This is a genomic window from Ideonella sp. FW305-24, from assembly GCF_058788035.1.
Map to the genome: position 1 here is coordinate 296,435 of NZ_JBYTAI010000001.1, position 12,978 is coordinate 309,412.

11 protein-coding genes are annotated in these 12,978 nt (G+C 67.5%); 6 read left to right on the forward strand and 5 right to left on the reverse strand.

Annotation, left to right across the window (positions count from 1 at the left end):
- A complete protein-coding gene (locus AC3WR5_RS01295; RefSeq protein ID WP_492481255.1) occupies positions 1-2,331 on the reverse strand; it encodes a Tex family protein in 2,331 nt (776 codons plus the stop codon).
- A 240-nt stretch (positions 2,332-2,571) separates the two neighbouring features.
- Between AC3WR5_RS01295 and AC3WR5_RS01300 the strand changes: the two genes are divergently transcribed.
- From AC3WR5_RS01300 to AC3WR5_RS01325, 6 genes are all read left to right on the forward strand, one after another.
- On the forward strand, positions 2,572-3,945 hold the full coding sequence (locus AC3WR5_RS01300; RefSeq protein WP_492481256.1) for a GH1 family beta-glucosidase: 1,374 nt from the start codon (positions 2,572-2,574) through the stop codon (positions 3,943-3,945).
- Between the two features lie 88 nt (positions 3,946-4,033).
- Positions 4,034-5,266, forward strand: a complete 1,233-nt coding sequence (locus AC3WR5_RS01305) for an ABC transporter substrate-binding protein (protein ID WP_492481257.1) — start codon at positions 4,034-4,036, stop codon at positions 5,264-5,266.
- Between the two features lie 31 nt (positions 5,267-5,297).
- A complete protein-coding gene (locus AC3WR5_RS01310) occupies positions 5,298-6,215 on the forward strand; it encodes a carbohydrate ABC transporter permease (protein WP_492481258.1) in 918 nt (305 codons plus the stop codon).
- Positions 6,212-7,144: a carbohydrate ABC transporter permease gene (locus AC3WR5_RS01315; protein ID WP_492481259.1), complete on the forward strand. Its 933-nt coding sequence runs from the start codon at positions 6,212-6,214 to the stop codon at positions 7,142-7,144. The genes AC3WR5_RS01310 and AC3WR5_RS01315 overlap by 4 nt, the downstream gene beginning before the upstream one ends.
- Positions 7,145-7,240: 96 nt before the next feature.
- Positions 7,241-8,326 carry an ABC transporter ATP-binding protein gene (locus tag AC3WR5_RS01320; RefSeq protein ID WP_492481260.1) on the forward strand — a complete coding sequence of 362 codons (1,086 nt, stop codon included), beginning with the start codon at positions 7,241-7,243 and terminating at the stop codon, positions 8,324-8,326.
- 25 nt (positions 8,327-8,351) lie between these two features.
- Positions 8,352-9,461, forward strand: a complete 1,110-nt coding sequence (locus AC3WR5_RS01325) for a LacI family DNA-binding transcriptional regulator (RefSeq protein WP_492481261.1) — start codon at positions 8,352-8,354, stop codon at positions 9,459-9,461.
- Between the two features lie 103 nt (positions 9,462-9,564).
- On the opposite strand, the gene AC3WR5_RS01330 is transcribed toward AC3WR5_RS01325, so the two are convergent.
- From AC3WR5_RS01330 to AC3WR5_RS01345, 4 genes are read right to left on the reverse strand one after another with little or no spacing between them, the layout of a single operon-like run.
- Positions 9,565-10,470, reverse strand: a complete 906-nt coding sequence (locus AC3WR5_RS01330; RefSeq protein ID WP_492481262.1) for an SDR family oxidoreductase — start codon at positions 10,468-10,470, stop codon at positions 9,565-9,567.
- Positions 10,471-10,498: 28 nt separating this feature from the next.
- The gene (locus AC3WR5_RS01335; RefSeq protein ID WP_492481263.1) at positions 10,499-11,452 is read right to left on the reverse strand and encodes a glutathione S-transferase family protein; all 954 of its coding nucleotides are present in this window, start codon (positions 11,450-11,452) and stop codon (positions 10,499-10,501) included.
- Positions 11,449-11,934: a GNAT family N-acetyltransferase gene (locus tag AC3WR5_RS01340; protein ID WP_492481265.1), complete on the reverse strand. Its 486-nt coding sequence runs from the start codon at positions 11,932-11,934 to the stop codon at positions 11,449-11,451. Before AC3WR5_RS01340 ends, AC3WR5_RS01335 begins: the two co-directional genes overlap by 4 nt.
- Positions 11,934-12,953, reverse strand: a complete 1,020-nt coding sequence (locus AC3WR5_RS01345) for an NADP-dependent oxidoreductase (protein ID WP_492481266.1) — start codon at positions 12,951-12,953, stop codon at positions 11,934-11,936. The genes AC3WR5_RS01340 and AC3WR5_RS01345 overlap by 1 nt, the downstream gene beginning before the upstream one ends.
- Positions 12,954-12,978 lie beyond the last annotated feature (25 nt).

Consider the following 12,978-nt stretch of genomic DNA (forward strand, 5'->3'; position numbering starts at 1 on the left):
TCAACGCTTCAGTTTGGCAAAGGCAGCCGCCATCGCGCTGGGCGTGTCGGCCTGGCGCTGGCCGCCGCCTTGCGGGCGTTCGCCGCGCGCGGCCGGGCGGTAGTTGTTGTCACCGCGGGCGGCCTGGGCCTTCGCGCCGGTGGGCGCGTCCAGCTTCATCGTCAGCGAAATGCGCTGGCGCGACAGGTCGACCTCCAGCACCTTGACCTTGACGATGTCGCCGGTCTTGACGACCTCGCGCGCGTCGGTGACGAACTTGTTCGACAGCTGGCTGACGTGGATCAGGCCGTCCTGGTGCACGCCGAGGTCCACAAACGCGCCGAACTGCGCGACATTGCTGACCGTGCCTTCCAGCGTCATGCCGGGCTGCAGGTCCTTGATGTCTTCAACGCCGTCGTTGAAGCGCGCCACCTTGAAGTCCGGGCGCGGATCACGGCCGGGCTTTTCCAGCTCGGCCAGGATGTCCTTGACCGTGATGGCGCCGAACTTCTCGTCGGCAAAGGCTTCGGGCTTGAGCGTGCGGATCACGTCGCTCTTGCCCATCAGCTCGCCAGCGGGGCGGCCCAGCTTCTCGGCCATGCGCTGCACCAGCGGGTAGGTTTCCGGGTGCACGCCGGAGAAGTCCAGCGGGTTGTCTCCACCGCGAATGCGCAGGAAGCCGGCCGCCAGCTCGAAGGTCTTGGCACCCAGCCCGGCCACTTCCATCAGCTGCTGGCGGTTGCGGAACGCGCCGTTGGCGTCGCGCCAGCGCACGATGCTGGCCGCAACTGCGTTCGACAAGCCTGAGACCTGCGCCAGCAGCGGCGCCGAGGCTGTGTTCAGGTCCACGCCGACCGAGTTCACGCAGTCCTCGATCACCGTGTCCAGCGTGCGCGCCAGCTCGCTCTGGTTCACGTCGTGCTGGTACTGGCCGACGCCAATGCTTTTCGGATCAATCTTCACCAGCTCGGCCAGCGGATCCTGCAGGCGGCGGGCAATGGAGACCGCACCGCGCAGGCTCACGTCCAGGTCAGGCAACTCTTTCGAAGCGAACTCGGAAGCCGAGTACACCGACGCGCCGGCTTCGCTGACCACCACCTTCTCGATCAGCGTGCCCGGGGCCAACTGCTGGATGCGCTTGATCAGGTCACCGGCCAGCTTGTCCGTCTCGCGGCTGGCGGTGCCGTTGCCAATCGCGATCAGGTTCACGCCGTGCGTGGCGCACAGCCGGCCCAGCGTGTGGATCGAACCTTCCCAGTCCTTGCGCGGCTCGTGCGGGTAGACGGTGTGGGTGTCCAGCACCTTGCCGGTGTCGCTGACCACGGCCACCTTCACGCCGGTGCGGATGCCTGGGTCCAGGCCCATCACCACGCGCTTGCCGGCCGGTGCGGCCAGCAGCAGGTCGCGCAGGTTCTCGGCAAACACCTTGATCGCCACCTTCTCGGCCTCTTCCCGCAGCCGGCCGAACAGGTCGCGCTCCAGGCTCATCGACAGCTTGACCTTCCAGGTCCAGGCAATCGTCTTGCGGATCAGCTCGTCGCCCACGCGCTTGGCATGGCGCCAGCCCAGGTGGCCGGCAATGCGGCCTTCAGCCAAGGTGGGTTGACCCGGCACCACCTCCTCGTCCAGCACCAGCTTCGCGTCCAGGATCTCCTGGGTGCGGCCGCGGAACACGGCCAGCGCGCGGTGCGAAGGCACGGTGCGGATCGGCTCGTCGTACTCGAAATAGTCGCGGAACTTGGCATGGTCCGCGTTGTTCGGGTCCTTGCCTTCGACCAGCTTGGAACGCAGCAGCCCTTCGGCCCACAGCCACTCGCGCAGCTTGCCGACCAGCGCGGCGTCTTCGGCCCAGCGCTCGCTGAGCAGGTCGCGCACGCCGTCCACCACGGCAAACGCATCGGCAAAACCGGCGTCTGCATTGATGAAGGCCGCAGCCTCGGTCATCGGGTCCAGCGTGGGGTCGGCAAACAGCTTGTCCGCGAGTGGCTCCAGCCCGGCCTCGCGGGCGATCATGCCCTTGGTGCGGCGCTTCTGCTTGTAGGGCAGGTAGAGGTCTTCCAGCTCCTGCTTGGTCGGCGCAGCCTCGATGGCGGCCTGCAGCTGCGGCGTCAGCTTGCCTTGCTCGGCAATGCTTTTCAGCACCGCCTCGCGCCGGTCTTCCAGCTCGCGCAGGTAGCCCAGCCGGGCTTCCAGCTCGCGCAGCTGGATGTCGTCCAGCCCGTCGGTGGCTTCCTTACGGTAGCGGGCAATGAAGGGAACCGTGGCGCCGCCGTCCAGCAAGGAGACGGCCGCCTGGACCTGGGCCGGTCGAGCCTTCAGCTCGGCGGCAATTTGCAACAGGATCTTTTCCAAAACTCGTGTCTTCGGTGACCGGGAGAGCGCGGCAGTTTGCCAGAAGCCTGGCAGCCCGGACGCCGCCGCCGTGACAGCCGGCACGGGTTCGGAACGGCAGAAGCTCGGGTTCTCCCTAATGACGACGCCGGCCATCGTTGGTGCAATGCCAGCCATTGGAACCGGTTCCATATCCGTTCCACCCAACGCGCCCACAACCGGCCCGCCCATGGCCGCCAGCTCCCAACAAGGAACCTCTCAATGTCCAGCTCATCGCCTTCGCCCCTGCCGCCGCTCGCCCCGCCGCCGCAGTCGCCCATGGCGCTGCCCGGCTTCACTTGGGGCGTGGCGACCGCCTCGTTCCAGATCGAAGGCGCCACCCACGCGAACGGCCGCCTGGCCTCGATCTGGGACACCTTCTGCGACACGCCCGGCAAGGTGCTGAACGGCGACACCGGCGCGAATGCCTGTGACCATTTCAATCGCTGGGAAGCCGACGTGGACATGATCGCGGCGCTGGGTGTGGACGCCTACCGCCTCTCGCTGGCCTGGCCTCGGGTCATGGACGAAAAGGGCCGCCCGAACCAGAAAGGCATCGACTTCTACAAGCACCTGCTGGATCGCCTCGAAGCCAAGGGCCTGCAGCGCTTCGTCACCCTCTACCACTGGGACCTGCCGCAGCACCTGGAAGACCGCGGCGGCTGGCTGAACCGGGACACCGCCTACCGCTTCGCCGAATACGCCGACCTGATGAGCCGCGAGCTGCAAGGCCGCGTGACCTCCTGGGCCTCGCTGAACGAACCCTGGTGCTCGGCCTTCCTGGGCTACGGCAACGGCCACCACGCACCCGGCCGCAGCAGCGTGCGCTACGCCCGCCAGGCCATGCACCACCTGTTGCTGGGTCACGGCCTGGCGCTGCAGGCGCTGAAGGCCAACGACTCAGGCGCGCAGCGCGGCATCGTCGCCAACTTCGGCCGCGGCACGCCCGAGACCAGCAGCCCGGCCGACGTGCGCGCCGCCCAGCTGTTCGAGCTGCAGCACAACGACTGGGTGCTGGGCCCCTTGCTCAAGGGCGCCTACCCTGCCGACCTGGACAGCCTGTGGCCAGGCAGCGCGCCGCTGGTGCTCGAAGGCGACATGGCCACCATCGCGCAGCCACTGGACTTCCTCGGCGCCAACTACTACTTCCGCACCCAGCTGAAGAGCGATGGCGGCCACGGCTACATCGAGACCGACGTGCCCAACGTCGAGCGCACGCAGATGGGCTGGGAGGTCTACCCGCAGGGCCTGGAAGACCTGCTGCGGGACTTCAAGTCCCGCTACCCCAAGCTGCCGCCGGTCTTCATCACCGAAAACGGCATGGCCTCGGACGACCAGGTCGAAGCCGGCCAGGTGCACGACGCGCAGCGCATCAGCTTCCTGAACCGCCACTTCGCCGCGGTGGCGCGGGCCATCGAAGCCGGCGTGGACGTGCGCGGCTATTTCGTCTGGTCGCTGATGGACAACTTCGAATGGGCCTTCGGCTACGAGCGCCGTTTCGGCCTGGTGCATGTGGACTACCAGACCCAGCAGCGCACGCTGAAAGACAGCGCGCTGGCCTTCCAGGCCTTCCTCGCCGCCCGCAAGCAGGGCTGAACCCTTTTTCGCGCTGCTCGCTTCCCTACAGGCCGCCAAGCGGCCCTTTCCCCCGGTCATTTCAAAGACAGATACTGGAGACAAAGCCATGGCCCCAATGAAGTTCAAGACCCTTGCCGCTGCCGCCTTCGTCGCGCTCGCGGCCAACGCCGCCCACGCCCAGAAGGCCGAGGTGATCCACTGGTGGACTTCCGGCGGTGAATCGGCCGCGGTGAAGACCCTGGCCGACGCCTACAACCAGGCTGGCGGCACATGGGTCGACGCGGCCGTGGCCGGTGCGGACAACGCCCGCGCCGCTGCCATCAACCGCATCGCCGGCGGCAACCCGCCGACCGCCGCCCAGTTCAACACCTCCAAGCAGTACCACGACGTGATCGACGAGGGCCTGCTGAACGACATCGACCCGGTGGCGGCCAAGGAAGGCTGGGACAAGATCCTGCCCAAGCCCATCATCGACAGCATCAAGATCAAGGGCCACTACTACGCGGTCCCGGTCAACATCCACAACCCGACCTGGTTCTGGTACTCCAAGTCCGCGCTGGCCAAGGCCGGCGTGGCGAGTGAGCCCAAGACGGTGGACGAGTTCTTCGCCGCGCTGGACAAGCTGAAGGCCGCTGGCCTGGTGCCGCTGGCCCTGGGTGGCCAGAGCTGGCAGGAATGGATCACCTTCTACAGCTTCGTGCTGCACGTGGGCGGCCGGGACGCCTACCTGAAGTTCTTCCGCGACCATGACGTGGCCAGCGTCAACTCCGAGCCCTTCCGCAAGGCCATGACGGCGCTGAGGAAGCTGCACGGCTATGTGGACGCCGGCTCGCCGGGCCGCAACTGGAACGACGCCACCGCGATGGTCATCAGCGGCAAGGCCGGCTTCCAGATCATGGGCGACTGGGCCAAGGGCGAGTTCGGCGCCGCAGGCCAGACAGCAGGCAAGGAATTCGGCTGCTTCGCTGGCTTCGGGCCCAGTGCACCCTACATGGTGGCGGGCGACGTCTTCGTCTTCCCGAAGACGACCAACAAGGCGCAAATCGAAGCCCAGCACAAGCTGGCCACCGTCTTCACCTCGCCGGCCACGCAGGTGGCGTTCAACAACAAGAAGGGTTCGATCCCGATCCGTACCGACGTCGACACCGGCAAGATGGACGTCTGCGCCCAGGCGGGCGTTGCGGCGATGAAGGACGCCTCGCGGCAGATTGCCAACCCCGACATGCTGATGACGCCTGACATGGTCGGCGCGGTGCAGGACGTGATCACCAAGTTCTGGAACAGCAACCAGTCGGTCGACGACGTGGTCAAGGCGCTCCAAGGCGCCATCAAAGGTTGAGCGCCGTCAAGCGCTGAAACAGGAAACCGCCATGGCCATTTCTTCTTCCGGACACAGGCCGGGCCGGGCACGGCCATGGCGGGCCCTCACCGCGCAGATCGCGCTGCTGCCGATGGCGCTGACCGCGCTGGGCGTCTACATCGGCACCGTGCTGTGGTCGATGCGCATCTCGGTCAGCAGCTCGCGCATCTTCCCGCGGGACGACTTCGTCGGCCTGTCGCAATACCAGCGGCTTTTCGAAACCGAGCGCTGGCATGTGTCCGTGCAGAACCTCGCCGTCTTCGGCGTGCTGTTCATCGCGGCCTGCCTGGTGCTGGGGCTGCTGCTGGCGGTGCTGCTGGACCAGCATGTGCGCGGCGAAGGTGTGCTGCGCACCGTCTTCCTGTACCCCTATGCGGTTTCATTCGTCGCCACCGGCCTGGTCTGGCAGTGGATGCTGAACCCCGAGCTTGGCATCCAGTCCACCGTGCGGGCGCTGGGCTTTCCGGACTTCAAGTTCGACTGGATCGTGCAGCAGGACCAGGTCATCTACACCATCGTCATTGCCGCCGTCTGGCAGGCCTCCGGCGTGGTGATGGCGGTGCTGCTGGCGGGCCTTCGCGGGGTGGACGAATCGCTGTGGCATGCGGCGCGGGTGGACGGCGTGCCGCGCTGGCGCTACTACCTCAGCATCGTGCTGCCGCAGCTCGGCCCGGCACTGGGCACCTCATTCGTGCTGCTGGCGGTTGGCGTGGTCAAGGTCTTCGACGTGGTCGTGGCCATGACGCAGGGCGGCCCGGGCAACGCCAGCGAAGTGCCGGCCAAGTTCATCATGGACAACCTGTTCGGCCGCGCCAACGTGGGCCTGGCCTCCGCCGCTTCCACCGTGATGCTGCTGACCGTGCTGGCCCTGCTCACGCCCTGGTGGTATGCCCGTGCAGTGCAAGCGAAAAAGGCACGCCACGCATGAACACCGCCACCACGCCCATGCCCACCATCGCCCCGCCTGCCACGCCTCGGTCGCGCCACACCGCGCGGCCAAAGCGGGCGTTCTTCAGCCCGGCGCGCATCGGCCTGTATGCACTGCTGATCAGCGCCGCGGCCTTCTTCCTGGTGCCGCTGTACGTGATGATCACGACCTCGCTGAAGCCGATGGTCGAGATCCGGCTGGGCAACCTGTTCGCACTGCCCACGCATGCCACCGCCGCCGCCTGGATCGATGCCTGGTCCAGCGCCTGCACCGGGCTGGACTGCAACGGCATCCAGGTCGGCTTCTGGAACTCGGTGAAGATCGTGCTGCCCAGCACCGTGCTGTCGATGTTCTTCGGCGCGCTCAATGGCTACGCGCTGTCCTTCTGGCGCGTGCGCTGGGCCGGCGTGATCTTCGGCGTGCTGATGTTCGGTGCCTTCGTGCCCTACCAGGTCACGCTGTACCCGCTGGTGCGCATCTTCTCGGCGGCCGGCATGTTCGGCACCCTGCCCTGTATCGTGCTGGTCCACACCATCTTCGGCATGCCGGTGATGACGCTGCTGTTCCGCAACTACTACGCCAGCGTGCCCGGCGAGCTGTTCAAGGCCGCGCGCATCGACGGCGGCGGCTTCTGGCGCATCTTCTTCCAGCTGATGCTGCCGATGTCGCTGCCCATCATCGCGGTGGCCGTCATCATGCAGCTGACCAACATCTGGAACGACTTCCTGCTGGGCCTGGTCTTCGCCGGCCGCGAGAACCTGCCGATGACGGTGCAGCTGAACAACGTGATCAACACCACCACCGGCGAGCGCCTCTACAACGTCAACATGGCCGCCACGCTGCTGACCTCGCTGGTCCCGCTGGTGGTCTACCTGGTCTCCGGCCGCTGGTTCGTGCGCGGCATCGCTGCCGGTGCGGTCAAAGGTTGACCCCCAGTTCACTGCGTTCACAGCCCCCCGAGGGGGCGCGGGCCAGCCTTGGGGCGGCCCGGCGGCAGTCCCGCATCGGCTAAAGGATTTCCGAACATGTCATCCGTCACCATCGAAGACCTCGACATCCGCCTCTCGGGCGTCGACATCATCCGCCAGCTGAACCTGGAGGTCGGCACCGGCGAGTTCCTCGTGCTGCTCGGCCCTTCGGGCTGCGGCAAGTCCACCTTGCTGCACAGCATTGCCGGCCTGATCGACGTGCACGACGGCCGCATGGCCATCGGCGGGCGCGACGTGACCTGGGCCGACCCCAAGGACCGCGGCATCGGCATGGTGTTCCAGTCCTATGCGCTGTACCCGACGATGTCGGTCGAGAAGAACCTGTCCTTCGGCCCGCGCATTGCCGGCGTGCCCAAAGCCGAGATCGCCAAGCGCGTCAAGCGCGCGGCCAGCATGCTGCAACTCACCGAGCTGCTGCACCGCAAGCCGGCCCAGCTTTCCGGCGGCCAGCGCCAGCGGGTGGCCATCGGCCGCGCGCTGGTCCGCGAGGCCTCGGTTTTCCTGTTCGACGAACCGCTGTCCAATCTGGACGCCAAGCTGCGCGGCGAGCTGCGCCGGGAGCTGAAAGCGCTGCACCAGGAACTGGGCGCGACGATGATTTACGTCACCCACGACCAGGTTGAAGCCATGACGCTGGCCAGCCGCATCGCGGTGATGAAGTCCGGCGTGATCCAGCAGATCGACACGCCAGCCACCATCTACGCCAAGCCGGCCAACATGTTCGTCGCCGGTTTCCTCGGCGCGCCGAGCATGAACTTCGTCACCGGCCAGTTGCAGCGCAATGGTGAAGCCCTGCGCTTTGTCTCGCCCACGCTGCAGGTCGACGTCTCGGCCTACCCGTTTGCCCAGGCCCCCGCAGTCGGCCAACCGGTGGTGCTGGGCGTGCGGCCCCAGCACGTGACGCTGACCTCGGCTGAAGCCACCGGCACGGCAGGCCGCGCGCAGGTCTCGATGGTGGAGCCGATGGGTTCGCACCAGATCATCTGGCTGGACGCGCAAGGCCTGTCACTGGCAGCAGACCTGCAGGCCGAAATGACGCAGGTGGTCGACGGCCACGTCGGTTTCACGCTGGACGCCGCGCACATTTCGTTGTTCGATCCCGGCACGCAGGCCCGGCTGTGAGCGTTTCCAGGACAATCCTGCCCTGATGACCCGCACGCCCACCATCGCCGACGTCGCCCGCCTCGCAGGGGTGGGTAAGGGCACGGCCTCGCGCGCCATCTCGGGCAACGGCGCGGTCTCGCCCGAGACGCTGGCCCGTGTGCGGGAGGCGGTGGCGGCGCTGAACTTCCGCCCGTCGAACGCGGCGCGAGCGCTGTCCACCAAGCGCACCGGCATGGTGGGCATCTACGTGCACGACTTCGCCGGCGACTTCTTCGGTCCCATCCTGCAGGCGGTGGACGGCGAGTTGCGCGGTGCCAACCGGCACATGGTCGCGGCCAACGGCTGCGGCCTGGGCGTGGGTGCCGGGCCGGACGATGGTGACGCCCGCCAGCGGGCGCTGGACGGCATCCGCTTCCTGATCGAAAGGGAATGCGATGGCGTGCTCGTCGTCAGCAACGCCCTCAGCTCCGAAGACCTGGACATGCTGTGGAGCGAGAAGGCGCCGCTGGTGGTGCTGAACCAGACCAGCCCTTCCAAGCCCGAGCACTGCTTCTCGACCGATCACGAACTCGCCGGCCGGCTGGCCGCGCATGCGCTGCTGCAGCAAGGCCACCGCGAGCTGGCCTGCATCAGCGGCCTTCACACCGCGCCAGACAACGCGCTGCGCATGGCCGGTTTCCATGCCGAACTCGCCCAGCATGGCGTGATCATTCCGCCCTCGCATCAGCGTGAAGGCCAGTTCAGCTTCGACGGCGGGCACGCCGCCGCGCAGGCGCTGCTGGCGCAGGGGCTGGACTTCAGCGCCCTCTTCTGCGCGAACGACACGATGGCCATGGCCGCCATTGCCTGCTTAGGCAAGGCGGGCGTCAAAGTGCCAGACCAGCTCTCGGTGCTGGGCTTCGACGACAGCGTGCTGGCCCGCTACACCACGCCCGCGCTGAGCACCGTGCGCGTGCCCAGCGTGGACATGGCCGCCAACGGCTGCCGCTTCCTGCTGAACCTCTGCTACGGCCTCACGCTGCCGGTGCAGCGCGAGTTCCCGCCCGAGGTCGTGTGGCGTGACTCGGTGCGGCCGGGGCCGCATGCCAACGAGGCGACGCCTGCCGTGCAGGTCAAGGTGGCCCGCAAGCGCATCCCGACCTTCAAGGCCTGAGCCGGCTGAACCGCAAGGGGAAGGCTTCGACAGGCTCAGCCCGAACGGGGATCCGGCTCAGCCCGAACGGGGATGGTGGCTCAGCCCGAACGGGAATGGCAGCTCAGCTGCGGAGTTGCGCCCGCAGGTTCGCGCCCACCTCCGGCCGCTCCTTGAACGGGTCGGTCGGGTTGCGCAGCTGCAGGATGTCTTCCATGCGCATCTGCACGCCGCCCAGCGCGTGCGGGTGGCTGAAGACGTAGAACTGGCGCTTGCGCACCGCCTCGAACACCCACTGCATGACCTGCTCGGCCGTCAGCTTGCCGCTGCTCACCGCCTTGTCGGACATGGCCTGGGCGATCAGCTGGCTCTTGGTGGGCTTGTGGTCACCGTCGTTGAAGTCCGCCGGCCGGTTGCGCTCGCTGTGGCTGATGCCGGTGGGCACGAAGTACGGGCACAGCACACTGGCGCCGATCTGGTCGGTCACCAGCGCCAGGTCCTGGTAGAGCGTTTCGCTCATCGCCACCACTGCATGCTTGGTCACGTTGTAGACGCCCATGTTGGGCGCGTTCAGCATGCCGGCCATCGAGGCGGTGTTGACGATGTGGCCTTCGTAGGACGGGTCGGCCTTCGCCGCTGCCAGCATCATCGGCGTGAAGACGCGCACGCCGTGGGCCACGCCCATCAGGTTCACGCCGACCACCCACTCCCAATCCTTCAGCGTGTGCTCCCAGATCAGGCCGCCCGCGCCCACGCCGGCGTTGTTGAACACGAAGTGCGGCGCGCCGAAGGTCTCCAGCGTGGCGGCACCCAGCGCCTCCACGCGCTCGGCCTTGGCCACGTCCAGCTGGAACGGCAGCACCTCGGCGCCCAGGCCGCGGATCTCGGCCACGGCCTTGTCCAGCGCGTCCTGCTGCACATCGGCCATCACGATGCGCATGCCCTCGCGAGCGGCAATGCGCGAGGCCTCCAGCCCGAAGCCGGAACCGGCGCCGGTGATCACCGCGGTGCGGCCCTGGAATGTCTTCATGCTTGTCTCCTGTCGGTGTTTTTGTGCTTCAAGCCACGGGTTTGAGGGCAAAACCGATGCGCGGGAAGTGCACGTGCACACGGCCCGCACGCGCGTCCTCCCGGGCCAGCACGACCTCGCTGTCGTTCAGGCCGACCAGCATGCCCGGCACCGGGTCGCGGCCGTAGTCGGTCGGCGTGACGGTGACCTGCGTGCCAGCTTCCAGTCCCTGGCCGGGTGCCACCGACGTCTCGGCATAGCGGCCGCCGCTGGACAGCGCCAGTGCCACCGCCGCGCCTGAGCCCAGCGGCTGCATGCGGCCATGGCCGAAGGCCGCCACACGTTCGTACCAGGCCAGCAGCTTCGGGTGGCCGTCCAGCGCGCCCGCCACCGGCGGCACACGGCGGATGAACCAGATCGACTGGGCGACCGAGAAGTCCGCCACGCTGGGCTGGCCGCCGGCCATGAAGTAGCCACTGCCAGCCAGGTGCGCTTCCAGCCAATTCAGGTAGCTCTTCAGCTGCGCCGCCAGGTCGCCCAGCGACGGGCGCAGCATGCCGGCGGTGAAGCTGGCCCGGTCCACCGCAAAGGCCTTCATGGTCTCGGGCGGCAGGCCCTTCAGCGCGTAGGCGATGCCGGCTGGCTGCAGCGTGTACGGAATCGCCGCCCAGAACAGCGTGGTGTCGGCCCATTGCGAGAGCATGCTGGCCGTGCCCGCTTCACCCGCCGGGAACAGGCTGGGCGTGGGGCAGCGCTGCTCGAGCAGGTCCACGATGCGCCGCGTGTCGCAGTAGACGTCGGCGCCGACCTGCAGCACCGGCGTCTTGCGGTAGCCGCCGGTGAGCGCCACCACGTCCGGCTTGGGCATGATCTCGGGGATGTGCACGCTGTACCAGTCCAGGCCCTTGTAGCCCAGGATCAGGCGGATCTTTTCCGAGAACGGCGAGCCCTCGTAGTGGTGCAGCACCAGGCTGAGACACTCCGGCGTGGTGGCTTGGCTCATGGGGCCGGCCTCCACATTTCGTGGTGGGGAATGTTGTCCTCCAGGTAAGGCTCGCCCACCAGCGTGTAGCCAAACTCGCCGTACAGCTTCGCCAGGTGGGCCTGCGCGCTGATGCGGTTGCCCTGCCCGGGCCACACCTGGTCGGCCCGGCGCAGTGCCTCGCCCACCAGCAGCCGGCCCACGCCCTGCCCGCGCAACCGCGGGTCGTTGACCACGCGGCCCATCGAAGGCTCGGGGTATTTCACGCCCGGGTCCACCATGCGCAGGTAGGCCACGAGTTGGCCTGCAGGCAGCTCGCCAATGGGCTGCGCCAGCCGGCCCAGCAGGTGCCAGCTGTCCAGGTCCACGCCGTCCACGTCCAGGTAGGCGCAGGCCTGCTCCAGCACGAAGACCTCGGCGCGCAGCCGCAGCGCGTCGTACACGTCGCGGGCCGACAGGTCGCCAAAGCGCGACCATTGCCAGGTGATCGCCAGCGCCGCCATCAGACGAGCTTCACCAACTGCTTGCCGAAGTTCTTGCCCTTGAGCAGGCCGAGGAAAGCCTCCGGCGCGCTGGCAATGCCTTCGGCCACGGTCTCGCGGTACTTCAGCTGGCCGGTGGCCACCAGCGCGCCCAGCTCCTTGAGCGCCTCGGGCCACACGCCCATGTGCTCGCTGACGATGAAGCCTTCCAGCTTCATGCGGTTGACCAGGATCAGCGACGGATTGGTCATCGGGATCGGGTCGCCGTTGTAGCCCGAGATCATCCCGCAGAACGCGATGCGGCTGAAGGCATTGCAGCGCAGCATCACCGCGTCCAGGATCACGCCGCCGACGTTCTCGAAGTAGCCGTCGATGCCATCCGGGCAGGCTTCCTTCAGCGCCCTGGAAAGCGACTTCAGGTCCGGGTGGGCCTTGTAGTCGATGCAGGCGTCGAAGCCCAGTTCGCTGACCACCTGGCCGCACTTGTCCGGCCCGCCGGCAATGCCCACCACGCGGCAGCCACGTGCCTTGGCCAGCTGGCCCACTGCGCCCCCCACCGCGCCGCTGGCCGCACTCACCACCACCGTCTCGCCGGCCTTGGGGTTGATGATCTTGACCAGGCCATACCAGCCGGTCACGCCCGGCATGCCGACCGCGCCGAGGTAGGCCGACAGCGGGATGTGCGTCGTGTCGACCTTCTGCAGCACGCCACGCTGGTTGGCGTCCACGCGCTGGTACTCCTGCCAGCCGCCCATGCCGACCACCTTGTCACCCGCCTTGAAATGGCTGTTGCGCGATTCGACGACCTCGCCCACGGTGCCGCCGATCATCACCTCGCCCAGCGGCTGCGGCTGCGCGTAGCTCTTGCTGTCGTTCATGCGGCCGCGCATGTAGGGGTCCAGGCTGAGGTAATGGTTGCGCACCAGCACCTCGCCGTCGGCCAGCGCCGCGACTGGCGTCTCGACCAGCTTGAAGTTGGCCACGCTGGGCTCGCCCGTGGGGCGGTTGTCGAGCAGGATCTGGCGATTGATGAGCGACATGTTGAAGGTCCTTGTAGGGATGAAG